General features: G+C 51.4%; 22 protein-coding genes. 11 read left to right on the plus strand and 11 right to left on the minus strand.

Going from position 1 to position 24,802, the window contains the following annotated elements; translation table 11 throughout:
* The first annotated feature begins 43 nt into the window (after window positions 1–43).
* From H6585_01015 to H6585_01030, 4 genes are read left to right on the plus strand one after another with little or no spacing between them, the layout of a single operon-like run.
* On the plus strand, window positions 44–1,606 hold the full coding sequence (locus H6585_01015) for a PglZ domain-containing protein (protein ID MCB9446907.1): 1,563 nt from the start codon (window positions 44–46) through the stop codon (window positions 1,604–1,606).
* Window positions 1,603–2,037, plus strand: coding sequence for a tRNA (adenosine(37)-N6)-threonylcarbamoyltransferase complex ATPase subunit type 1 TsaE (gene tsaE, locus H6585_01020; GenBank protein MCB9446908.1), 435 nt, complete (start codon window positions 1,603–1,605; stop codon window positions 2,035–2,037). The genes H6585_01015 and tsaE overlap by 4 nt, the downstream gene beginning before the upstream one ends.
* On the plus strand, window positions 2,024–3,244 hold the full coding sequence (locus H6585_01025) for an alanine dehydrogenase (GenBank protein MCB9446909.1): 1,221 nt from the start codon (window positions 2,024–2,026) through the stop codon (window positions 3,242–3,244). Before tsaE ends, H6585_01025 begins: the two co-directional genes overlap by 14 nt.
* A gap of 20 nt (window positions 3,245–3,264) precedes the next feature.
* The gene (locus H6585_01030; GenBank protein MCB9446910.1) at window positions 3,265–3,657 is read left to right on the plus strand and encodes a hypothetical protein; all 393 of its coding nucleotides are present in this window, start codon (window positions 3,265–3,267) and stop codon (window positions 3,655–3,657) included.
* 3 nt (window positions 3,658–3,660) lie between these two features.
* Here the strand turns inward: H6585_01030 and H6585_01035 are convergent, their stop codons facing one another.
* Complete coding sequence (locus H6585_01035; GenBank protein MCB9446911.1) at window positions 3,661–4,833, minus strand: proline dehydrogenase family protein; 1,173 nt, start codon at window positions 4,831–4,833, stop codon at window positions 3,661–3,663.
* 131 nt (window positions 4,834–4,964) lie between these two features.
* On the opposite strand from H6585_01035, the gene aroB reads away from it, so the two are divergent.
* Together aroB and H6585_01045 are read left to right on the plus strand one after the other, a co-directional pair.
* Window positions 4,965–6,059, plus strand: a complete 1,095-nt coding sequence (gene aroB, locus H6585_01040; protein ID MCB9446912.1) for a 3-dehydroquinate synthase — start codon at window positions 4,965–4,967, stop codon at window positions 6,057–6,059.
* Window positions 6,056–7,318: a 3-phosphoshikimate 1-carboxyvinyltransferase gene (locus H6585_01045; GenBank protein MCB9446913.1), complete on the plus strand. Its 1,263-nt coding sequence runs from the start codon at window positions 6,056–6,058 to the stop codon at window positions 7,316–7,318. Before aroB ends, H6585_01045 begins: the two co-directional genes overlap by 4 nt.
* A gap of 6 nt (window positions 7,319–7,324) precedes the next feature.
* Here the strand turns inward: H6585_01045 and H6585_01050 are convergent, their stop codons facing one another.
* The 5 genes from H6585_01050 to purE all read right to left on the minus strand — a co-directional run bounded on the left by H6585_01050 (window position 7,325) and on the right by purE (window position 15,862).
* Window positions 7,325–10,597 carry a SpoIIE family protein phosphatase gene (locus tag H6585_01050; protein MCB9446914.1) on the minus strand — a complete coding sequence of 1,091 codons (3,273 nt, stop codon included), beginning with the start codon at window positions 10,595–10,597 and terminating at the stop codon, window positions 7,325–7,327.
* 10 nt (window positions 10,598–10,607) lie between these two features.
* Window positions 10,608–12,374, minus strand: coding sequence for a hypothetical protein (locus H6585_01055; protein ID MCB9446915.1), 1,767 nt, complete (start codon window positions 12,372–12,374; stop codon window positions 10,608–10,610).
* A 231-nt stretch (window positions 12,375–12,605) separates the two neighbouring features.
* Window positions 12,606–14,489 (minus strand): helix-hairpin-helix domain-containing protein, encoded by a 1,884-nt coding sequence (locus H6585_01060; protein MCB9446916.1) that lies wholly within the window; start codon window positions 14,487–14,489, stop codon window positions 12,606–12,608.
* Window positions 14,482–15,261, minus strand: a complete 780-nt coding sequence (locus H6585_01065) for a hypothetical protein (protein MCB9446917.1) — start codon at window positions 15,259–15,261, stop codon at window positions 14,482–14,484. The genes H6585_01060 and H6585_01065 overlap by 8 nt, the downstream gene beginning before the upstream one ends.
* Window positions 15,262–15,349: 88 nt before the next feature.
* Window positions 15,350–15,862 carry a 5-(carboxyamino)imidazole ribonucleotide mutase gene (gene purE, locus H6585_01070; protein ID MCB9446918.1) on the minus strand — a complete coding sequence of 171 codons (513 nt, stop codon included), beginning with the start codon at window positions 15,860–15,862 and terminating at the stop codon, window positions 15,350–15,352.
* 74 nt (window positions 15,863–15,936) lie between these two features.
* On the opposite strand from purE, the gene hpt reads away from it, so the two are divergent.
* The 5 genes from hpt (at window position 15,937) to crcB (ending at window position 20,325) form a co-directional block, all read left to right on the plus strand.
* Window positions 15,937–16,506 (plus strand): hypoxanthine phosphoribosyltransferase, encoded by a 570-nt coding sequence (gene hpt, locus H6585_01075; GenBank protein MCB9446919.1) that lies wholly within the window; start codon window positions 15,937–15,939, stop codon window positions 16,504–16,506.
* A gap of 1,280 nt (window positions 16,507–17,786) precedes the next feature.
* On the plus strand, window positions 17,787–18,371 hold the full coding sequence (locus H6585_01080) for an adenylate kinase (protein ID MCB9446920.1): 585 nt from the start codon (window positions 17,787–17,789) through the stop codon (window positions 18,369–18,371).
* A 15-nt stretch (window positions 18,372–18,386) separates the two neighbouring features.
* Entirely contained in the window at window positions 18,387–19,394 is a 1,008-nt protein-coding gene (gene obgE, locus H6585_01085) for a GTPase ObgE (protein ID MCB9446921.1), read from the plus strand.
* A complete protein-coding gene (locus H6585_01090; protein ID MCB9446922.1) occupies window positions 19,391–19,957 on the plus strand; it encodes a phosphatase PAP2 family protein in 567 nt (188 codons plus the stop codon). Before obgE ends, H6585_01090 begins: the two co-directional genes overlap by 4 nt.
* A complete protein-coding gene (gene crcB, locus H6585_01095; protein ID MCB9446923.1) occupies window positions 19,903–20,325 on the plus strand; it encodes a fluoride efflux transporter CrcB in 423 nt (140 codons plus the stop codon). Before H6585_01090 ends, crcB begins: the two co-directional genes overlap by 55 nt.
* Before the next feature lie 66 nt (window positions 20,326–20,391).
* Here the strand turns inward: crcB and H6585_01100 are convergent, their stop codons facing one another.
* The 5 genes from H6585_01100 to H6585_01120 all read right to left on the minus strand — a co-directional run bounded on the left by H6585_01100 (window position 20,392) and on the right by H6585_01120 (window position 24,800).
* Complete coding sequence (locus H6585_01100; GenBank protein MCB9446924.1) at window positions 20,392–20,583, minus strand: DUF4177 domain-containing protein; 192 nt, start codon at window positions 20,581–20,583, stop codon at window positions 20,392–20,394.
* A gap of 246 nt (window positions 20,584–20,829) precedes the next feature.
* Entirely contained in the window at window positions 20,830–21,564 is a 735-nt protein-coding gene (locus tag H6585_01105) for a response regulator transcription factor (GenBank protein MCB9446925.1), read from the minus strand.
* A gap of 384 nt (window positions 21,565–21,948) precedes the next feature.
* A complete protein-coding gene (locus H6585_01110) occupies window positions 21,949–22,170 on the minus strand; it encodes a hypothetical protein (protein MCB9446926.1) in 222 nt (73 codons plus the stop codon).
* 230 nt (window positions 22,171–22,400) lie between these two features.
* Complete coding sequence (gene tnpA, locus H6585_01115) at window positions 22,401–22,859, minus strand: IS200/IS605 family transposase (protein MCB9446927.1); 459 nt, start codon at window positions 22,857–22,859, stop codon at window positions 22,401–22,403.
* A 1,248-nt stretch (window positions 22,860–24,107) separates the two neighbouring features.
* Entirely contained in the window at window positions 24,108–24,800 is a 693-nt protein-coding gene (locus tag H6585_01120; GenBank protein ID MCB9446928.1) for a hypothetical protein, read from the minus strand.
* Window positions 24,801–24,802: the final 2 nt, after the last annotated feature.

Consider the following 24,802-nt stretch of genomic DNA (forward strand, 5'->3'; position numbering starts at 1 on the left):
CAGGCATTTTATCCCTGTAATTATTAACATCTGACAGCCAATCATGAAACAATTCCAAATACTTTGGGCCGATGATGAGATCGACCTGCTGAAACCCCATGTGATCTTTCTCGAAGAAAAAGGATACAAGGTACATACCACAACCAACGGGGTAGAGGCCGTGGAGCTCCTCGAGAAACAACCGATGGACATTGTTTTCCTCGATGAAAACATGCCAGGCCTCTCCGGGATTGAAACCCTGGAAAAGATCAAGGCCCTGGATCCGAACCTGCCGGTGATCATGATCACCAAGAACGAAGATGAGTCCCTGATGGAAGAAGCCATCGGATCGCGCATCACCGGATACCTTCTGAAACCCGTTAATCCGAAACAGATCCTCCTGCTCCTCAAAAAATCCCTCGACGAAAGCAGGCTTGTGAGTGAAAAAACCACCTTGTCCTACCAACAGGAATTCCGTTCCATCGGGATGGCCCTTGGTGACCGGCTTGACATGAATCAATGGATGGATCTTTACCGCAAGCTGACTTTCTGGGACCTGGAATTGCAACAGTCAGATCAACCCGACATGCAGGAGATCATCAAGCAGCAGAAGGCCGAGGCCAATAACCTGTTCAGCCGTTTTGTGGACCGGAACTATGTGGATTGGCTGAAGCAACCCGATGAGTCGACCCCCGTACTTTCTCACAACCTTTTGCAGAAAAAGGTTTTTCCGATGCTGAAAAAGGGCGAGAAGGTTTTCCTTGTGCTGATTGACAACCTGAGATATGACCAATGGCGGGTGATCAGCAATGTGCTCGGCAAACATTTCCGTACGGATGCCGACGAGCTGTATTGTAGCATCCTCCCAACCGCTACACACTATGCAAGGAATGCGCTCTTTGCAGGCCTGATGCCATCCGAGATACGCAAGAAGTACCCACAATACTGGGTGGAAGAACAGGACGAGGGCAGCAAAAACCGGTTCGAAGAGGAACTGCTGGGTGAAAACCTGAAACGCAATGGCATCAGCGGAAAATTCTCCTACCATAAGATCCTCAACCTGAACGCGGGGAAGAAACTGGCTGAAAACATGCAGAACCTGAGGGACAATGTTTTCAATGTGGTGGTTTACAATTTCGTGGACATGCTCTCTCATGCCCGAACTGACATGGAAGTGATCCGAGAACTGGCCGATGACGAACCTGCTTATCGCTCACTCACCCTGTCGTGGCTCGAGCATTCACCGTTGCGGGATATGTTCAGGCAGCTTGCCGAGGGCGATTGGCGTGACCACAAGCTTGTGATCACCACCGACCATGGTACCATCCGCGTCAAGGAACCCAGCAAGGTGGTGGGTGACAAGAATACATCCACCAACCTGCGCTATAAACTCGGTAAGAACCTGAAATTCGAGGCTGCCGACGTGCTGGATATCGAGGACCCCGAAAAAGCTTTCCTCCCGAAGACCAATGTGAGCAGTCGTTTTATCTTTGCAAAAGGAGATAAGTTTTTTGCCTATCCCAACAACTACAATTACTATGTGAATTTTTACCGCAACACATTCCAGCATGGCGGCATTTCATTGGAAGAAATGCTCGTGCCGTTTGTGGTGCTTTCATCCAAATGACGATAAAGGAATACTCCTGTGTTGCCCTGGAACGGATGCCGGAAGTGGCGAAAGCCCTTATGGAGGCATACCCGGGCAAGCGTGTTTTTACTTTCGCCGGCGATCTTGGGGCGGGTAAGACCCAATTGATCAAAGAGATTTGTTCGGTCCTCGGTGTGCAGGAGGCAGTTCAAAGTCCAACGTACCCCATTGTCCACGAATACCGCCCTTCCGGAGACGGGGTGGTGTACCATATGGATCTCTACCGGATCAAGTCGCAGAACGAACTGATTGACCTCGGTTTTGAAGATTACCTCCTAAGCGGCTATTTTTGCTTTATTGAATGGCCGGAAGTGGCTGATAACCTTTTGCCGGTTGATTCCGTTAGAGTGAAAATTTCAGTAGCAACGTGCGGACGAAACATAACCATGGAATGCGATGAGCAGATCTAGTGATACGATGCGAGCCATTGCCCAGTTCGGACTCCTGCCACAGGAGGAAATGCTGGAAGTGGCAACCCGGAACAGCCAGCTCAACATAGGCATTCCCAAAGAAATATCAGCGGATGAAAACCGCATTGCCCTGGTGCCTGAGGCAGTTTCACTGCTGGTGAACAACGGCCACTCGGTCATCATAGAATCGGAAGCCGGTAAGTTTGCCAACTACCACGATCGCGATTACAGCGAGGCGGGCGCCCAGATCGTATACGACACCAAGGAGGTTTACGAGAAATCAAACATCATCATGAAGGTAGCTCCTCCGTCGGAGGTTGAGATCGGCTACCTTCAACCCAAACAGTGTCTGATCTCCACCCTCCAACTGGCCGTTCAACCCAAAGACTTCCTGAGCAAGCTGATCGAGCGGAAGGTGACGGCCCTGGCCTACGAAAGCATCATGGACGAGGACGGCATTTTCCCTGTCATCCGCTCCATGAGTGAGATCGCAGGCAATACATCCATCTCCATCGCAGCTGAGTATCTGAGCAACGTGAACAAGGGTCAGGGCATGATGATGGGTGGTATATCCGGCATCCCGCCTACAGAAGTGGTCATTCTCGGAGCAGGAACCGTGGGTGAGTTCGCAGCACGTTCGGCACTCGGTCTCGGTGCTTCGGTCAAGGTGTTCGACAATTCAATTTATAAACTGCGGCGTTTGCAGAACGACCTAGGCATTCGCATTTATACGTCCATCCTTCGTCCGAATATTCTGGCGCAGGTGCTGCGTAAAGCCGATGTGGTGGTGGGTGCCATTCGCGCAACCGAGGGTCGAGCCCCGTGCGTGATTACCGAAGAAATGGTGAGCGAGATGAAGGTGGGATCGGTGATCATTGATGTGAGCATTGACCATGGCGGATGCTCGGAAACATCCAAGGTGACCACCCATGCAGACCCCGTTTATCGTGAGTACGGTGTGGTACACTACTGCGTTCCCAACATCGCTTCCCGCGTTTCCAAGACGGCGTCCCAGGCGCTCAGCAATATTTTTGCGCCCATCCTGCTACAGGTAGGCAACAACGGTGGCATTGATCAGATCCTGCGCCGGAACAAGGGCGTGCGCAACGGGGTATACCTGTACAACGGCATCCTTACCAGCAAGTACCTCGGAGAAACATTTCATTTACCCTATAAAAACCTGGACTTGTTGGTGGCGGCTTTCTAGCCACAGCGTTTCCCCCCCACATGAAATTCTTACGACGGCTGCAGTTTTACCTGATCGGGGTTTTCCTCGGATGCGGACTGGTGTACGTGTTGGTGTTGCGGGATCGCAAGGCGCCGGCATGGATGCCCTCGGATATCATCCGGTCGCAACTGGATACCATTCCGTTTGGTATGGATCCGAAGGTGGAATGCTTGTTGAAGTGCATCGCACTTGATTCTGCAGCCTTCCGCCATGCTGCGGCAACCTCGGAGATAGATTTCAGTCAAAGTCAGCCACAAGCCGATCCATGCCCGGTTTACCGCCTGAATGTGAAGCAGCCGGCGGAATTTGATTACATGATGATCCGGCTGTGCGAAGACCAGTGCTTTGTACTGGAGGCGATGCCCACAAAAGACCCCGGTTGTGGTTGCTGAACTTTATTTATGTTCAGTTTTTCTCCTTTGAATTTCTTTTTCGAGCAGGTGCAGTTCCCGACCGGTTTGGTCCTGTACCGATGAGTTTTCATCTGCCCTTCTCAGCAGGTAAGGAATTACTTCCCTGATCGGGCCGAAAGGCACATATTTTACTGAATGGTATCCTTCGTTGGCCATGTTGAAAGTGATGTTGTCACTCATGCCCAGCAGTTGCGCCGTAAAGATGCGCGGATCTTCCTTGGAGATGTTCCTTTTCTCCATCTCCTCGGTGAGTTTTGTGATGCTGTTGGCATTGTGGGTGCCCATCAGCAACAGGTTGCCTTCGAGGTGGTCCAGGCAGAAACGAACCGCTTCGTCATAAGCCTTGTCGGTATCTTCCTTGGTGTCGTGGATGGGAGACGGGTGTCCCATCTGTTCAGCGCGCACCCTTTCCTTTTCCATGTATGCACCACGTACCAGTTTGGCGCCGAAATGATAGCCTTCCCGGTTGGCTTTCTCCCAGGAGGTGCGGAGAAATGCAAGGCGGTCCTTCCTGTACATCTGAAATGTATTGAATACCAGCGTGCGTTCCCTGTTGTATTTTGCCATCATCTCTTCGGTCAGCTGGTCCAGCGCAGGCTGTATCCAGGTTTCTTCCGCGTCAACGTTGATGGGCTTTCCGGCATCGGAGGCAGCTTTGCAGACAGCATTCACACGACGGCGTACAGCTTCCCATTCCTTCTGCTCCGCTTCGGTCAGTTGCACACCGCTGCTCACCTTTTCCAGGAAATCATATGAAGCCATGCTCGTGATCTTGAATACGGCAAATGGAATGGCCGGTTGATCTTTGATGGAAGAGATCACGCGTACAAGCTCCTTTACGGAACGCTCGAATTCGGTCTGATTTTCCTTTCCTTCGGCTGCATAGGTGATGTACGACATCACATTGAACTTGTGCAACGTGGATACGCTGCCCAAACATTCCTGAAGGGATTCACCCCCACAGAATTGCCTGAAAATGGTGGCCCTGAACAGTCCCGTCACGGGAAGACGCAGAGACAGCGCCAGGCGCATCAATCCTTTACCAACGGATGCCATGAAAGGTACGCTCATGGCTTTGAACAAACGATAGGCCGTGTTCAATTGCCGGTCATCTTTGTACCGGAATGCTATTGCAGAATTATCCAAATGAACCATCACACACAAAGTTAATGGTGCAAAGATAGGAGGGATTCGTGCTGCAGTTGGGTATTTTTTAGCATACTTTGGTATTAAACTGCGCATCCGTGCCATCCGCCTATTCAAAAGGTTTTTCCATCTTTGCAGCTATGGAAGAAACGCCACTCAGGGAAGTTCTGGCAGAAGGATACAAAGTTTGTATCGGTTCGGAGGCATTGGTTGTGTTGGGAGATTTGATCCGAACATACGAAAAAGCCGGCCGGAAGGTGGCTGTGCTGGCAGACTCGAACAGCCGCAAACATTGTCTTCCTTATATGGAGAAGACGGTGGGCGTTTCATTCAAAGACCGTATTATAGAGATCCCAGCCGGGGAAGAGTTCAAAAACATCGGTACATGTGAAGCGATCTGGAATGAACTGAATGACATGGGATGTGACCGCCGTTCGGTGTTGATCAACCTCGGAGGTGGTGTTGTGGGTGATATGGGTGGCTTTGCTGCCTGTACATTCAAGCGCGGCATCAGTTTTATCCAGGTACCGACCACCCTCCTTTCACAGGTGGATGCATCTGTGGGGGGCAAGTTGGGTATCGATCTGCATCATTTGAAAAATCTGATCGGTGTGTTCGGACAGCCGGAAGGGGTGTTTGCCGATGCACATTTCCTGGATACCCTGGATGACCGCCAGAAGATTTCAGGTTTTGCGGAAATGATCAAGCATGGGCTGATTGCAGACCATGACTATTATGATGAACTGACCCGTACATCGCCACTTTCACTGGGCGATGCGCATGTCCATATCGCCCGGTCCGTTGCCATCAAGAACAAAGTGGTGTTGGAAGATCCGTTGGAAAAAGGCCTACGGAAGATCCTTAATTTCGGGCATACCATCGGTCATGCCGTTGAGAGCTGGTCGTTGGTGAATGATGTTGAACACCTGTTGCACGGTGAAGCCATCGCGATCGGTATGATCTGCGAAGCGCACCTGTCGCTGAAAACCGGTTTGTCCATCGAAGAGCTTGAAAACATCACCTCCTATATCAAAGGTGTGTATCCTGCTTATCCTTTACAAAAAATACCGGTTGAAGATGTGGTGGCGATCATGGCCCACGATAAGAAAAATACATCCGGAAAGATCTCTTTCAGTTTACTCAGGAAGATCGGACAATGCGGATACGATGACTTTTGTGAAAGGGCAGACGTAGAAGCAGCGCTTGCCTATTACACCGAGCACATGCAACCATGAAAACCGCCGTCGTTCAACAACCGTCCGGTTCCTTGTCAACCCGGATCCGCCTTACCGCTTCAAAAAGTGAAAGCAACCGGGCACTCATCATCCGTGCCATCTGCCGCAACGCTTTTGATGTACTCAACCTTGCCAAAGCAAAAGACACCGAAACCCTGGTTTCCCTGCTGGAACACGATGCGAATGAACTGGACGTGGGCCCTGCCGGCACCACCATGCGCTTCATGACGGCATACCTGGCCTGCGCACAGGCGAATGGTAAGGAAGGGAGTACACGCATCATCACAGGATCCGAACGCATGCAAAGCCGGCCCATTGGTATCCTGGTGGATGCATTGCGTACACTTGGCGCCGATATTCAATATGCCGGGAAGGAAGGTTATCCGCCTCTTCGCATCACTTCAAAAAATTTACCGGGCGGTGCACTGGAAGTGGACGGCAGCGTGAGCAGCCAGTTCATCAGCGCTTTGCTGTTGATCGCTCCGTGCCTGACCAACGGACTTGAACTGAGTTTTCGCGGCAAGGTGATTTCACGCCCGTACCTGCAGATGACCCTGAACATGTTGAAGTATTTCGGCGCGGATGCCGGTTGGTTGGGCGATGGTACCATCCGTGTGGGTACCGGCAAGTACGTTCCCCGTGATTTTACGGTGGAAGGGGATTGGTCTTCGGCATCCTATTGGTATGCGCTGGTGGCCCTTACTCCGGGTGGCGAGGTTGAACTGGAGGGCCTCAGAGACGATAGCCTGCAGGGAGATGCGCGGTGTGTGGAGATTTTTTCCACCCTGGGTGTGGTCACCACCTTTACTCCCAAAGGAGTGCGGTTGAAGCAGAGCGGACATCTGCCGGCATCTTTCCATTATCATTTTATAGATTGCCCTGATCTGGCACAAACGGTTGCCGTGGTTGTTGCAGCGTTAAAGGTGCCGGCCACACTTGACGGACTTGAAAGTTTGCGCATCAAGGAGACCGACCGCATCGAAGCGCTGCGTGTTGAGTTGGGAAAGTTCAATGTGAGGGTGGAAGTGGAAGGAGACCAGCGCATCATTATTCATCCCGAACAATTCGAAGCCAAACCCGGCATTTCGATCGCTACGTATGAAGATCACCGCATGGCCATGGCATTTGCACCGCTGGCGTGCAAGACAGGATCCGTCGCGATAGAGGAACCCGACGTGGTGGTCAAATCCTATCCCGACTTCTGGCAGGATCTGACTACGGCGGGATTCAGTATTTCCGAAGCCGCTGTTCAGGACTGACCCTCATCAGGGAAACTTCACGCCCATCACCAGGATGTCATCGATCTGCTCGTAGGTGTCACCCATCCAATCGACGATCGTTTGGTCCAGCAATTCGTATTGTTCCTGCATCGGTAGCTGGTGCATGTCCACCAGCAGTTTCTGGAATCGTTGGTACTTGAACTTCTTGCCTTTCGGGCCTCCGAACTGGTCGGCATAACCGTCCGAAGCGATGTAGATCACGTCACCGGGCAGGAGTTCGATGCTATGGTTGGTGAACTTTTTCATCTCTTCACCGATGAAGATGCCCACTGGGAACTTATCACCTTTGATCACATTCAACTTTCCGTTGCGAACGTGGTACAGTGAGTTGTAAGCGCCGGCATATTCGAGGATACGGGTTTTCCGGTCGTATGTACAAAGGGCGATGTCCATGCCGTCTTTCACGCTGGATTCCTCATAGGTTTGACGCAGGGTGGCACTCACACCTTTGTTCATTTCATCCAGGATGGCTGCCGGCTTGGTTTTGAGGTGTTCATCCACGGCGTTCTGCAGGATGTTGTGACCCACGATGGACATGAAGGCACCGGGTACCCCGTGGCCCGTGCAGTCCACTGCGGCAAACAGCACCTTGTCCTGCTTGTCTTCCAGCCAGTAGAAGTCGCCGCTGACAATGTCTTTGGGTTTGTAATAGATGACCGAATCGGGTACGGACCGGCGTACGATTTCCATGTCCGGCAGGATGGCTTCCTGGATGCGTTTTGCATACCGGATGCTGTCCATGATGTCTTTGTTGCGCTGTTGCAGCTGGCGGGTACGGATGTTTACCTGTTCTTCAAGCACCACGCGGATGCGTTGCAGGTTGCGGGTGCGTGTGGCCACGATGATATAGATCAGCAGGATCATGGCAATCACACATAGGGTAAAGAACCACCAGGTTTGGTAGAATGGGGTAAGGATGGTGAAAGCGTAGGTGGCGGGTTCTTTGTTCCATTCCTTGTCTCCGTTGCACGCCCATACCTTCAATGTGTAATGACCGGGTCCCAGGTTGGAGAACATGGCGTAGTTGTCGGCCTGTTCCGGTGAGGCATGGTTGTCGCTGCCTTCCAGGAGGTAGCGGTAACGTACCTTTTCAGGGTTGGTGAGGCTGATGCCCAGGAAAGTAAACGTCAGGTGGTTGTTATCCGGGTGGAACGCATTCTTCTTGGGCGGGAATTCCACTTCGTTATGGAAGATCTTGAGGCCCGTGATGCGGGTAATGGGTTCCTGTTTGTTTTCCTTGTTCTTGTTGGGGTTGTATTTCACCGCCCCCATGATGGTACCGAACCAGATACCGCCGCGGCTGTCTTTGTACACGGCGTTCCGATTGGTTTCGATGCCGAGGAATCCTTCCTGTTTACCGTAGTGGGTGAAGCGTTGGTTTTTCTGGTCGTATTTGTCAATTCCCTGGCTGGTACCGATCCAGAGGTTGTTCATGTCGTCGCAGACGAGCAGGTAGGGTGAATCGGATGTGAGTCCGTCGCGCACTGAATAGTTGGAGAACGAGTGGCCGTCGAATTTGTAGAGGCCGTTGCCATAGGTGCCGAACCAGATGTTGCTCTTTTCGTCTTCGGTGATACATACGATGAACTTGCTTTCCAGTCCGTCGCTTTCCTTATAGATCTTGAATTCGTATCCGTCGTAATGGGTGAGGTACCCCCCGAGGATGCCGAACCAAAGGGCGCCCTGACTGTCTTTGAAAATGGTATAGACCGTGTTACCTCCCAGTCCGTCACGGGCTGTGAAAGATGTGAACTTGCCGGTTTCGTTATCAAGTTTCTTGGCACCTTCCTTGGTACCGAACCAGATGTTTCCTTCGTGGTCTGAGTTGATGGCATAGACGGTATCCGCGAGGCCGTTGCTTTTGTCGTACACGTCGATGTGTTCCTTGCCCTTGGCATCTTTGTAGATCTTGCATGCACCGCCGCTGCGGGTTCCGGCCCAGATGTTGCCGAAGTTGTCTTCATGCAGGCAAAGCACCACGTTGGATGAGAGGCCGTTTTCAGTGGTGTAGTTCGTGAACAGCCTGTCGTCTTTCACGTGTCCCTGAATGGAGTCTTTCGGGATCATCGACAGACCGCCGTTGGTACCCACCCAAACGTTGCCGCGGGTATCCTGCATGATGGACCACACGATGTTGTTGACCATTCCATAGTCTTCATCGAAGATCTGGAACATCTCGCCCCGGTATTGGTTCAGGCCGATATGTGTTCCGATCCACATGTTGTCTTCACGGTCGTGCAGCAGTGTATTGATGCGGTAGTAGTTCAGTCCTTGTTTCACTGAATAATTCTTGAACGTACCGGCGGTCAGGGAAACCTTTTTACCGTCTTTTTTCTCCGGTGTGAAAACCGATACACCTTTGTCGCGGCTTCCCATCCAAATGCGGTTTTCGCGATCCTTGGCAAAGGAGGTGACGTTGTTGGAAGCCATGCCGCTCTGCACATTGAAGCTGCCGAGTATGTTGGGTGGCAACACTTCGCCGGGTGTAACCTGAAGGTCTTTGGCGATGTTGATCACCTGGGCGCCCTTGTCTTCGGTCCCGATCCACATCTCATCTTCTCCCAGCAGGTTGATTGTGGTGATTTTCTTGCTTACCAGTCCGTTTTCCGTGGTCAGGGTTTGGAAGCTTCCGGCATTCATCACTTTCATTTCCTGGTTGTAGATGGAGATGCCGTTGTCGGTTCCGATCCAGATGTTGCCTTTCGGATCGGTGCACATGCTGTAGATGAAATCGCTGCTCAGTCCGGTGGTTTTGGTACTGAGGTTGTGGATCCGGTCGGTGCCGTCGTAGACCAGTATACCGAAGCCTTCGGTGCCGAACCACATTTTGCCGTCTTTGTCTTCCAGGATGCTGGTGATGGTTTTGAACTGCCCGAAGTAGTCGGAGGTGATGGCTGTGATCTCGGGTTTTATGGGTTTGGGATCGATTTTGGTTACGCCACCCAGCCAATGCCCCAGCCAGATGTTTCCTTCACGGTCTTTATAAGCGGCCGTGATCCAGTCTTCGGAGAGTCCGTCGTCTTTGCGGTAGGCGGTGAACTTCCGGCCGTCGTATTTGGCCAGTCCGGCCATTGTGCCGATCCAAAGGTTGCCCAGGTCATCCTGGACAAGGGTCTGCACCTGGGTCTGACTCAAACCGTTCTCTACCCCGTAGTGGGTGAAGTTGGAGGTCTGAGCCCGTGTTCCGATCCAGGCAAAGCAAAGCAAGGCCAGGGGCACCAGGCATCTTGCTCTCTTTGTTGAATGTTTACGCATCATAGGACTCATGTTATTGAATATGGTATTGGGACAAGTACTTTTTGAACTCGTCCTCAGGAATTTCTTCGTCGTTCAGATAAAAGGTTTTGCTTCCCCACAGGCTGGTCACTTCCTTCAGCACGATCTCTTTTCCCGGGAAGCGTATGGCAATGGTTTTGGTATCGTACAGGTAGCCGTCTTCATTTTTGACGGTGATTTTGGGTTTGATGGTGGGCTTCACCGGTTTTTGTCCCGGGTTGGCTTTGGCCTTTGCTTCGGCTTCACGAATTTTCTCTTCCCTTTCGATTTTGGCCAGTTCCTGGGTGATCACCACGTTGGAGGCGGTTTTTACCACCTGGATTTTCTTCGCTTCGGTTTGCCTTACGGCTTCGTGGTGGGCCTGTTCTTCTACCACCGCGCGGGCTTCGGCATCCTCTTCCATTTTCTTCACCATCGCTTTGGCTTCGGCCTCGCGCCGTGCTTTCAGGCGTCTTTCTTCTTCCTCGCGTGCCAGGCGTGCCTGTTCTTCCATTTCCGATCGAAGTCTGCTCTCTTCTTCTTCCTTCACTACTTTGTTCTCACGCGCTTTTTCCTCGTTCTTGACGTCTTTGCGGATCTTTTGATCTTCCGGGCTTACGGCTGCCTGGATGGGCGTTTCTTCTACCTGCTTGGGTTCTTCTTTGGCGGGAGCGGTTTGTTTGGGTTTGACGGTGGCTGTTTCCGGTTCGTCCTGAACGGGTGCATCGCGTTCATGCGTTTTGTAATATTCTTCCCATTGTTTTTTAAGATCGTCAAAGAATTCGTGGAAGGCTTTGGCATCCGGGTCTGTTTTGGCGTAGAAAGCGTCGAACTGGAATTCATCCTTTCTTTTCTTGTAATTCAGTTTGTCATACGCCTGTTCAAGCTTCTTGGGAGGTTGCAGTTTCTTGAACCGGTTTAACCGGAGCATTTCCACATCCAGGTTCTGGGAATACGACTTGGTGAATTCGGTGCGCTTATTTCCGCAATCCACATAATAGATCATGGAATAATACCCATCCTTGAAAATGATGATGGTATACGCCTGTCCCATCAGCAGTGGGATGGAGAATGCGCCGCGTTTATCCGTGGTCTTGGAGTCCTCGGTACGTTTGGGCCGCACGGAAACACCGCTTCCGCTGGTTTCGATGTTGATGCTGGCCCCGATAACGGGACGCCCCAGTTCGGTGACTTTACCTGTGAGGTTCAGAAAAAAGGATCCCTGTGTGATGGCTTCTGTGGCGTTGTCATCTTCTGTGGCTTCCTTTTTAACTTCTTCTTTCTTTTCCTCTTCCTTGGGTGCTTCGGGTTTCGGTTCTTCCTTGGGCGCTTCTTTTTGCTTGATCGCTTCGATCAGCTTGGTCTTTTCTTCGCCCTGGGCGGAGGCGGCTGCCAGGTATTCATTCAACCTAGAACGGACGCTGTTGTCATATTGCTGATCGATGGCAAATTCTTTTTTCTTCTTATCAAAGGACCATTTCTGCAGGGGTTGTTTGAACAAAGATGCCTCGAAGCCCGGTATCTTTTCAATTAACTCGGCGTCGATGACAAGTGCCGGAGCATTGCCCATTTCATCGTAGTTCTCGGCAATGCTTTTCGGCATGCTCTTGGTATCGATGGTGTATGAAATGGTATATGCGCTGGGATGGCTGACCTCTATGGTATAAGTGACATTGTGGAACAGTGTGGATTCAACTTTCCCCTTTTTTGTCTTAGGTGCTTCGGTTTTTTTATCGCCCTTAATGGTCACAGTAGCCCCATCCAGGCTTTTTTTGTTCATGCTGACTTTGACAGTCAATAATGCGGCTTCCAGCTGTTGGGCATACACCTGATGTGGTGAACACAACATCCATGCTGCCACTACAGCGCAGCACAACATACGCAGCCATTTCGGGCGAAAGGCAGTCAACACAAGGGATCTGGAAGACATTGAAACCATGCGGGCAAGCGAAAGTGCTGTAATTCAGTTTTTTTAATGCGAGTACTTATACTCAAAACCCCTTAAATGGTTTCATCGTCTCGGCCACAGAAGACGCAGTTGTATTTTGCCTTCGTCTGTCACCCGGTTCAGGGCAACCGATTCAGTGGTTTGAAGCATGTGTCCGTACTTGAACCAGAGCTGGAAACAACGCCATTTTCGCTGGATGCCGATGTACACTTTCGCACCTTCACCATAAAAGAATGGTACGCTCCAGGTGTTGCCTACATCATTTTCGAAGGCATAGATCCGGTGTGCATAGTCGTGTGTATGAAACCAGGTGATGCGGCCATAAACCGTCAGGTTGCCCGCCTGGTAGCGCCAGTCGTGGTATACCAGGTAGCCGGCCTGTTGCCCCGGGTCAGTAACTTCCAGTCGCGCCTGGTAGCGCCAACGCGGTGTGACCTGTGTGGTGGCGTGTAGTCTGATGCGGATGCGGTGTTCTCCGCTTTCCGTGTTCATGGTGCCATAGGCGGATGTGTAGAGGTTACCGGACCAGAACCCGAGTTCTTCCCGGATGCCCCAGTTGTATTCGCCGTAGGGTGCGGTGCTGTTGCCGGTGAGCCCGGTGTGCTGCATCCATTCCGACAGGAAAGAAGTGGAAACCCGGTGGGCATCCATGAAGCGTAGACGGAACAAAGCGGCGCGACATGCACCGTCGGAATCGGATGTGCGGATGATGTCGCTGTAGCGGTTCCGGTAGGTGCTGTTTATCTGCCGGAATACACCGTCGAGGGTGAAGGCTTCGGACCGCAGGGCGAAGCCTGCCAGCAGGGCTGAACCTCTGTGCGGGGTAAAGCTTTGTTCCCCGTACAGGTCGCCATGCCGGAAACGCACGGTGCAGTACGTGCCAGTGGCTTGGGTATACTTTACAGAAGGTGACGTGGGTACGCCTTTATCAACAGGAGGAATCCACCACCGGTCGTACCCTTCCCGCATCGACACGATGCCCCATTCACCCCAGCGAAACACGTGTGCGACATTCGCACCTGCCAGGGTCACGCGTACCGTTTTCCGGTCGGCCAGTTCGGAAGCAGTGCGATGGTATCCGCCGTCTACAAAGCGGGAGAAGGTATGGTCGGATGTGAGGTGGGCGTCGTTCATCTTCAGGGAGAAGAAGGGTGTGACCTGCCATGGTCCGAAGGAGACTGTGGCGGCGGCGCCCCTGAGAAAGCGGTTCTCGTCACTACCGGTATGTGCCTGAATGTGGCGGGCGGTTTTGGGAAGACGTGCTTCGGAGGGTGCGGAGAAGGCAGTCCATAGGGTGAGCCCCTGGCCGAACGACAACTGGTAATCGCCGACGATCCATTGGCGCACGACGCCCCCGGTGGAGGTTTTGTATACGAATGCGGATGTGTAGTCGACAGTTGGCCGATGTGTTCTGAGCAAGGATTCACCCGGGTCCTTGTCCATTGTTAAAGCCACCCTTAACCGGTCCATGGATGTGTATTCGATGCGGCTCCACATACGCAGGTCATTTCCCTCATATGGTTCCGACACCTGAGGTCGCACGAACTTCTGCTGGTACCTGGAAGTGATGCTCCACCGGCCGCGGTGGGCAAGTGTTGGCCAGCCGGGGTCACGGTGATGATCAACAGTAACGAAGGGGAGGATGCGGTGGAGTACGTCAGCCGGTAATTCGGGGATATAGGCCAGTTCGTACAGCGTGCAGAAGTCGCCATACGTGCGCCTGTACCATAAGATGGCGTCGGCCATGTTGGCGTTGATGCCGGGCAATTGTTCCAGGTCTTGTTCATCGGCGGTGTTCAGGTCAAGCGGTGTGTTCCGGCCTTGTATCGGCTCCTGGTTTTCCCAGGCGTAGGTGTTGTTCTTGTCCGGTAGAACGGTTTCGTCATCCGGGAGCACCTGACCGGATGCGGCGCCGGTGACAAGTAAGCCCAGCAGATATTTACACACGCTTTTCCACATAGCGGATTAATGAACAGGTGAAACTGGAGCCGAGGATGGGGTGGATGGTCCATGTGATTTGGCAGGAGCAAGGGTGGATGTCAAATGCCGACCCCAGTGCAAGCAGAGAGGGACCACCCGGTTTGCCCAGGTAAAGGGTAATCTGGTCTGCCGGGCTAATGGCGCATGCGAAGCCTGCGGTGGGTGTAGAGTTTGGGCCGGCGTTGAGATCGGCCAGGATGCGTACGTTGCGGTTGGCATTGTAGCAAATACTGATGCCAAGGGCGGTTCCTGTGGATTGACTTTGGAAGAGGGATTGAGGGTTGCACCAAGTGGAAGTGAGCATGAATTGTTCGTTGGGCTTCCAGGCGATTTCCCAGCGGGTAAGGAGGCTGTGCAATGCCCGGTTGTCTTCAAATTGGGTGATGCGGTTGATTGTCCATGCGCTGCCCAGGGCAACCGTTGGCGACAGTTGTTTGCGGTATGCAGAGGTGACGGACAGGCGGCGGTAGGTGACCGGACCTTCCCTTTCCAACAATAGGGTGATGCCCTGGGAGGTGGATTGATGTGTCCAGCCGAGGCGGGAGATTGAAAGGGAAGGGAGTGTGTAGGGAAGTGACTGTTGGCAGAGCAGGTAATGGCCTTTCTGAATTCCCCAGATGGCGGGGTGTTCGGGTTGATGGAGGGGCAGGCGGGTATCCATGGATAGCCATGAATATTCGTTCTGTGCCGGAGCTGTGATACAGAAGCCTGCCAGGAAGGCACATAAAAAAAGCCGCATGGGATGCATGCGGCTAAATTAGGTTCACCGTTCTGGCCGGTGGTTGAAAGTGATGTGCGGACTTACATGCGTAAGTCTGTACACGGATTTAGTTCGTCCGGAACTTGAAGGTGTGTTGTTTGAGTTCTTCGTTCGCCTTCACGATCTTCTCTTTCAGTTTCGATTTGAAGCCTTTGAGCTTGTCGTGCACGCCGGCATCACCGGTGGCGATGATTTGTGCTGCGAGGATGCCTGCGTTCTGTGCTCCGTCAACGCCAACGGTGGCCACGGGGATACCCGGAGGCATTTGTGCGATGCTCAGCAATGAATCCCATCCGTCCAGTGAAATGGGTGAACGGCAGGGAACACCTATCACCGGGAGGGTGGTGAAGGCAGCCATCACACCTGGCAGGTGGGCGGCGCCACCGGCACCGGCAATGACCACGCGCACGCCGCGGTCATATAAACCTTTGGCGTATTCCGCTACCTGGTCGGGTGTGCGGTGTGCGCTCAGGGCGTTGATCTCAAACGGAATTTCCATCTGATCCAGAAACTTGGCTGCTTCCTGCATCACGGGCATGTCGGAAGTGCTGCCCATGATTATGCTTACTTTTGGTTCCATAGATTTTTGGGTTTGCGGCAAAGGTAACAGAATCCTGTTTTTAGGCACACCAAAATTTTCAACACAGGTACGCCATGATAACCACACCAAATTACATCCGACTGGGCGACAAACAATTTGAGTTGATGATCACCGCTGAAAAGATCCGGGAGCGGGTGGCGGCAATGGGGCACGAGCTTGTGCAGTTGCTGGGGGATGAACGCCCCGTGGTGTTGGTGGTGTTGAAAGGCGCCTTCGTGTTTGCCGCCGATCTGTTGCGCCAACTGCCCTATTCGCTGGAGGTGCATTTTGTGCAATTGTCGTCATACAAAGGTGACCGGTCGTCGGGTCGGGTGAAAGTTCCATTGCCATACGGCGGGGAGGTGGCCGGACAATCATTTCTCATTATCGAGGATATCGTGGACACGGGATTGACGTTGAGCAGGCTGATGGAAGATCTGATGTCCGATGGTGCAGTGCAGGTGCGTGTGGCGTCGTTTCTATGCAAACCGGACGTGTTGAAGGACAGGATGCGGGTGGATATGGTCGGTTTTGATATTCCGCCGGAATTTGTGGTGGGATATGGATTGGATTATGATGAGATGGGACGGCATCTGGCGCATGTATACAAGGTAGCGGATGCCGGAGACATGGAACGTTTATAGATGATTGCGTAGATGCGGGGATGTTCGACCCCGTTGGGGTCGTGGAATTTCACCATGCCCATTGTTTCTATAAACCTTGAATCCCGTTGGGATTCTATCGTGCATCGCTGGATAACGTTTGGACGCAGGCGTAAGTCCCGGCCATATTTGTGGAAAGTGATTGCAATTGCCGGGAACCAATGCCGGAGGCAATGAATGTTTATAGATGATTGGGTTGGTGCAGGGATGTTCGACCCCGTTGGGGTCGTGGAATCTTCGAACGTTGATCATTTCTATAAACCTTGAATCCCGTTGGGATTCTATCGAGCATCGCTGGAAAACGTTTAGACGCAGGCGTAAATCCCGGCCATTTTAGTGGAAAGTGATTGCAATTGTCGGGAGCCAATGCCGGAGTCATTGAAGGTTATGAACGATTGGGTGGATGCGGGGATGTTCGACCCCGTTGGGGTCGTGGAATTTCACCATGCCCATTGTTTCTATAAACCTTGAATCCCGTTGGGATTCTATCGTACATCGCTGGATAACGTTTGGACGCAGGCGTAATTCCTGACCATTCTTTGGAATGTGATTGCAATTGTCGGGAGCCGATGCCGGAGGCAATGAATGTTTATAGATGATTGGGTGGATGCGGGGATGTTCGACCCTGTTGGGGTCGTGGAATTTCACCATTCCCGTTGTTTCTATAAACCTTGAATCCCGTTGGGATTCTATCATACATCGCTGTATGTCGTTCGGGCGCAGGTGTGGATCCCGGCCATTTTAGTGGAATATGATTGCAATTGCCGGGAGCCGATGCCGGAGTCATTGAAGGTTATGAACGATTGGGTGGATGCGGGGATGTTCGACCCCGTTGGGGTCGTGGAATCTTCGAACGTTGATCATTTCTATAAACCTTGAATCCCGTTGGGATTCTATCGAGCATCGCTGGAAAACGTTTGGACGCAGGCGTAAGTCCCGGCCATTTTAGTGGAAAGTGATTGCAATTGCCGGGAACCAATGCCGAAGGCATTGAAGGTTTATAGCAAGCATGCCCGAGGGTGGGACATGCGACCCCAGCGGGGTCGAACATTCCGCGACAACGCCGGAACATTTGCAAAATAGCCGAGGGTGCAGCGGCTAGCCCCACCGCAGCTTTAGCGAAGGTGGGCTAAAAGCGGAACACCCGACGGTAGTTCGGGCAGGTGATGAACCGTCCGCTACAGAAAAAACAACATCCTTTCCCGGTGGGATGCGGCCCTAAAGCCGAAAGTCGTATCTTAGATTTCTCAAAAAAGAATGCCATGTTAAATATTGTGCTGTTTGGACCTCCGGGTGCCGGCAAAGGTACCCAGGCTGCAAAACTCATTGAAAAGTATCAACTTGTTCACCTGTCGACCGGCGACATTCTCCGCAGTGAGATCGCGGCCGGCACGGAGCTTGGCCTGAAGGCAAAAGGCCTGATGGATGAAGGTAAGCTTGTTCCGGATGAAGTGGTGATCGGTATGATCCGTTCTAAAATCGAAAACAACCGCGCTGCCAAAGGGTTTATTTTCGACGGCTTTCCGCGCACGGCCCCACAGGCCGAGGCCCTCGATCGTTTGCTGGATGAAAAGAATGCGCCCATCACCACCATGCTCGCGCTGGAGGTGGACAAAGACGAATTGGTGCGCAGGTTGCTGAACCGCGGTAAAGATTCGGGTCGGGCGGATGACCAGGATCCGGCCATCATCGAAAAACGCATCGAGGAATACAACTCGAAAACAGCCGTACTCAAGGATTACTACAGTGCCCAGCAAAAGTGCATTGTGATCCACGGCATCGGCTCGATTGATGATATCTTCGGTTCGTTGTGCAAAGCGATTGACCGCTACCAGACGGTTTCCTGATACGACCGCACTCCCTTGTCAAACTTTGTCGACTATGTAAAAATCTGCTGTCGCTCCGGGAAGGGCGGGGCGGGATCGGCGCATTTTCATCGCGATAAGTTCACATCCAAAGGCGGCCCTGACGGTGGCGACGGCGGACGTGGCGGGCACATCATCCTGCGTGGCAACCGCCAGCTCTGGACCCTCCTGCCGCTCAAATACCGCAAGCATGTAATCGCGGGGGCCGGCGTGAACGGATCCCGTGTGCTGAGAACCGGCGCCATGGGCAGGGACGTGATCCTGGAAGTGCCGCTGGGTACGGTGGCCCGTGATGCGGAATCCGGCGAGGTGCATTTTGAGATCACCGAAGAAGGCGAAGAAAAAATTTTGGTGGCAGGCGGCAGGGGCGGGCTCGGAAATGCGCATTTCAAGACGCCGACCAACCAAACACCCAGGCATGCCCAACCCGGTGAACCGGGGCGTGAAGAGTGGAAAATACTTGAGCTGAAAGTGCTGGCGGATGTCGGACTGGTGGGTTTTCCCAACGCCGGTAAATCCACCCTGCTTTCCAAAATCACCGCGGCCAAACCCGAAATCGGCGACTATCCTTTTACCACGCTGGTGCCCAACCTGGGCATTGTGCCGTACTATGAACACAAGAGCTTCATCATGGCCGACATCCCTGGCATCATTGAAGGTGCACATGAAGGGAAAGGATTGGGTTTGCGTTTTCTCCGGCATATCGAACGGAATTCCATCCTGCTGTTCATGATACCTGCCGATGCAAAGGACATTCGCAAGGAGTACAAGATCCTGCTGAACGAGCTCCACATGCACAACCCCGACCTGATGGACAAAACCCGCATCCTGGCCATCTCCAAGTCCGACATGCTGGATGAGGAATTGTTGGAGGAGATGAAAGCCGAGTTGCCGGATGTGCCGTACATTTTCATTTCATCTCATACCGGACAAGGACTGGATCAGCTGAAGGACATGCTGTGGAAGGCGCTGAACAGTGACCCGGTGGAAAACCCGACCTTATGAATGCCCTGCAGCGGTTCGACGAGTGGTTGTTCCTGCTGCTGAACGGGTTCCATGCCCGGGGATTTGACCAGCTGATGGTGGCGGTCACATCCGCTTATGCCTGGATACCTGTTGCTGCCATCCTGATGTATGTGTCCATCAACAAGCTGGGAAAAAACGCCCTGTGGTTGTGGTTGTTTGCAGTTGTAGCTGTTGTTGTGTCGGACCAGATCTGTTGGTATGGATTCAAGGAGGTGTTTCAACGTTTGAGGCCTTGCAAGGAAACGCGTTTGCTTCCTTTTATACATATGCTGGTGGGATGTGGCGGTAAGTACGGTTTTGTTAGCTCGCATGCAGCCAACAGTTTTACTGCTGCTTTCTTTCTCGGAAACATATTAAAATCACACCGACGTTGGGTATATCCTTTGCTGATCGCATGGGCATGCCTGGTATCCTACAGTCGCATCTACGTGGGCAAGCACTACCCGTTTGATGTGTTGGGGGGTGCCTTGCTGGGGTGGATGCTGGCATGGGTCTTCGGCAAATTGTACCTTGCGTTCATGAACAAATACGCTTTCAGATGATCGGCTGGCTGGCGGTATTCTTCGGTGGCGGCATGGGTAGCCTGGCGCGTTACGGCGTGGCGCGGTGGGTATCGGCCATGGGCTGGAGCGGATATCCGTATGCAACCTTCATTGCCAACATGGCCAGCTGCCTCGTGTTGGGTGTGATGGTGAAATTCTTTTCCGCCCGTCCGGAACTGGACACGGCCTGGAAGCTGTTGGTGCTGGTAGGATTCTGCGGCGGGTTCAGCACTTTCTCCACCTTCAGTCATGAAACCGTGCTGCTGATGCGCGAGGGCCAGCTGGGCTGGGCCGTCATGAATGTGTTGCTCAGTGTATCGGCGTGTGTGGGTTTGCTGTATATCCTTTCAAGGAATCCCGTGTCATAAAAAACGCGCCGGTGCATGGTGCCTGCACGCGGCGCGTTGATCAACCACAAGGGGTGGTTCTATCGACTATGCTTCCTTGGTGAAGACCAGGAAATGTGCTTCCCTTTTCAGGATTTTTCCCTTTGTTTCGTGGATGGATTTGTCGAATGTCCAACCTTCCTTTGATGCCTGGTTCAGTCTTTCCTCCAGTTTCTTGGGATTGAGTGAGCCGCTGAAAAATCCTGTTTTCAGCGGATCCACTTTGTAAATTTTCGCCATGTTGATGTGTTTAAGTGATGAATTGCGAATGCACGGAGAATCCATTCCAACGGTGCTAGAACGTTGGTGGTTGACGCAACTGCACATCCGATTTGATACACAATTTTAGGTCGATGCGGCACATCCTGCAAGTGCAGGAAAGGATACTTATTATTTGTTGACCACTCGGGAACAGATGTATTCTGTTGTTGATTATCCGGAACGGCTAACAAACACTTCATCTGTTAAATGTCAGCGTTGAGACAGCTATTGACTAAGTACGGCGATCAAATGTTCGCGTTTACGGATAGATACAGGAAGCAATGTTCCGTTGGAAAGTTCGATGATTCCGGTTTTCTTGATATATGTTTTCACATATACCAGGTTGATCAGATGTGATTGATGGATGCGTATGAAGCCTTGGGCGGAAAGTGCCTGGTCATATTCCTTTAGTGTTTTTGCCACCAGGATTTTTCTTCCATCGGAAATGTTGAAGAAAGTATAATTCTTTTCGGCTTCACATCGGATGATATCTCCGATGGATACCACGTGTATCGCATCAGATACATTTACGGTGATGGTCTTTCTTGTTCTTTGCTCACCGGGAAGGGGATGAACCTGTTCAGATTGCCCCCGTTGCAGTGCCACCTGCGGTATGAGGTCATCCAATACAGACTTCAGGGCATGCGGGCGGATAGGTTTCACAATGTAGCGCAGCTTGCAGTAATTGAAAGCATGCAGGGCGTACTCGTTATTTGCCGTGATCAGCACTATATGAAAAGCGGGTTCCGGAAAACGAGACAACAGATCGAATCCGCTTCCTTTATCCAGCATAACATCCAGAAAAACCAAGTCAGGTTTGAACTCAACGATCAGCTGATGGGCTTCCGTTGCGGAGGTTGCTTCACCGACAATACTTACTTCCGGGTAATGGGTGGATAGTTCTTTGCGGATTTCATTTCGGGTGGTTTCCTCGTCATCTACGATTAGGGTTCTGATCATGACTGCTTATGTACGTATGGATAGTTGATCCCCATGGAAAATATGCCAATGGGATGGCGTGAAGCGGGAGAATTATTTTCAGGAGATCGGGGATGTATGGAAAGCCGCCGGATCGTTTTTTACAACCTTCATTACAGCCCTTGAAGGAGGTTCCTATGCGTGACGGCCACTGGTATGTTAACATGTCGATCTTGGAGGATGATCAAAGTGAATGTTACGGAGATTCGCGCATATTTCTGTGTCCGGATGTATGAAGGTGCGTCCCGGTTTTATGAAAGCATGGTTTGACTGTATGAAAAATCAATGCCTTGCGAAAAGGAAAAGATGCCGCATGCGCAACGACATTGGGACGGAAATACGGCGTTCGTTTGCTTCAGGAAACGTTCAAAGTGCCAATTGTGCGTCTGTACCTATGGATGAGTGGGTAGTTAATTTCTTCCAGAAGAGCTTGTTCATTTTTCGCTCGTCTTCTATTTTTTTGAGCAGCTCTTCAACCAGGGATTCACTGAAGTAAGTGTTTGATTCTTTGTAAGGATCCATGTGGGCTGTAGAATGCAATTTTTCTTCTACCCGCAGGATGTCTTGTGTAAACGATTGTGTGGTCATGGCTTTGGAACTTTATCATGTGAACAAAGGCTGATGAAAGATGGAGGTGTTTTTCATCAGCAAGCCGAAGGATGCACAAACCTACGATGGTCACATTTCGAAATGTTGGACCGTGTATTATGATAATGTTTACATATGGAGGGACAGTGTTGGCGGGTATACCGAAGATGTTGGATGGCGGATGTGAAAGGGTTGGTTGGCACGGGCGGAACCGATCCCCGATGGCGGTGCTATTCCGTCGGATCAAAGAGGTATTTCTCATCATAAGTCACTTGAAATTTTTCAAGGAAATCCATATACTCCTGGTAAAATGTGATTTTGCGATGATGTTCTTTTTGTCGCATCACATACCGTGTTACCTGATCAATTTGAGAATGACCGTATGAAAATGCTCCAAACCCTTCCTGCCATTGAAATTTTGATTTTGTGAATCCGCGTTCGTTGATGAAAAGTGTACTCACCTTTTTTACTTCGCGGATGAGATCGGACAGGCAACAAGTGGGTTTCATGCCGATGAACAAATGGATGTGATCCGGGATGCCGTTGATGGCGATCATTTTTTGTCCTTTGTTTTGAATAACGGCTGTCATATATTGGTAGAGGCGTTCTTCCCATTCGGGCCGGATCAAGGCATCCCGGTGTTTGACGGCAAAAACAATTTGGATATAAATCTGTGAGTAGGTGGACATGGGTTGATGTATGAAAGAATTCAGAATGAATGTAAGGCATATCAAAAGCATGCTGAAATGAAAAGTCCACAACCCATTTGAATATCGGGTGATCTTACGGACGTATTGTGCGGCAAATGTTCGATGCCGGTGACATTGGCTTATTTGCTTACATGGTTTATGGAAAACAAATTTACCGGAGGGATGTACGACCCCTTCGGGGTCGCAGGTTATCATCCGTGTTCATTTGTGCTATAAACCTTCAATGCCTTCGGCATTGGCTTCTGTCAATGCCAATCACCATCCACAAAAATGGTTAGATGTAGATCTGTGTCGGGAACATATCCAGCGATGAACGAAAGAATCCCAGCGGGATTCAATGTTTATAGCAATGACGGATATGTAAAGATTCTACGCCCCCATCGGGGTCGCACCTTTTTCATCCTGATAGCAATCGTCAATAAACCTTCAATGCCTTCGGCATTGGCTTCTGTCAATGCCAATCACCATCCACAAAAATGGTTAGATGTAGATCTGTGTCGGGAACATATCCAGCGATGAACGAAAGAATCCCAGCGGGATTCAATGTTTATAGCAATGACGGATATGTAAAGATTCTACGCCCCCATCGGGGTCGCACATCTTCATCCTGATTGCAATCGTCAATAAACCTTCAATGCCTTCGGTATTGGCTTTCGTTAATGCCAATCACCATCCAAAAAATGGTTTGGATGTAGATCTGTGTCGGGAACATATCCAGCGATGAACGAAGGAATCCCAACGGGATTCAAGGTTTATAGCAATGACGGATATGTAAAGATTCTACGACCCCATCGGGGTCGCACATCTTCATCCTGATTGCAATCGTCAATAAACCTTCAATGCCTTCGGCATTGGCTTCTCGGCCATGAAAATCACAATCCAAAAAAAAAATGGTTTGGATGTAGATCTGTGCCGGGAACAATATCCAGCGATGAACGAAAGAATCCCAGCGGGATTCAATGTTTATAGCAATGACGGATATGCGAAGATTCTACGACCCCATCGGGGTCGCACATCTTCATCCTGATTGCAATTTTCAATAAACCTTCAATGCCTTCAGCATTGGCTTCTCGGCCATGAAAATCACAATCCAAAAAAAATGGTTAGATGTAGATCTGTGCCCGGAATATATCCAGCGATGAACGAAGGAATCCCAACGGGATTCAAGGTTTATAGCAAACGCGTGCGAAAGGAAAGTCTACGACCCCGAAGGGGTCGCACAACATACTAGTGTTTCTCCTTGAAAATTTGTTGAACGTCCAATCCTAACCCAACCAATTTCTCCCTTGTTTCCTCCACCATTTCCTTTGGCCCGCAAATAAATGCGGCTGTGTTGGCGGGCGATATCAATCCTGGGTAGAGTTCATGCACCCTGCCCTGAGGCCCCTGCCATGTTTCTTTGGAAACGATCGGATGGTAATGAAAATAAGGATGTTTTTTTTCCAACGCAGAGAATGCCTCATGGTAGGGAAGGTCGCATACAAGTCCTGCTCCTTGCACCAGGTTGATGTGGTGGCCGGTGTGATTGTGAAGGAGGGTAATCATCATGGCGCGTAACGGACTGATACCCGTACCGGCGGAAATGAACAGCAGGCGTTCGGGCAGGAGATCCGGCAGGATGAAGCTGCCCATGGCGGGTGTAATTTCTATTTCTTTGTTCAGTGACAGGTGTTCGATGAGACCGTGTGTGCGGAGGTCCCCGTCGCGACATCCGATCAGGAATTCAATATGGGGCAGTATGCCCGGTGAAGATGCGATGGAATAGTAAAACGGAATATCCCTCTCTTCGGTCTTCAGGTACAACACGGTATGCTGGCCGGCCCGGAAGCGGAAATTATTTTCAACCTCCAGGGTCAGGTAGGCCAGGTATCCTTCCCTTTTAAGAGCATGTACCTGTGCCCGGTGCCGCAATTCTGTCATTG

The organism is Flavobacteriales bacterium (genome assembly GCA_020635855.1).
In the GTDB taxonomy this organism is placed as follows: Bacteria; Bacteroidota; Bacteroidia; order JACJYZ01; family JACJYZ01; genus JACJYZ01.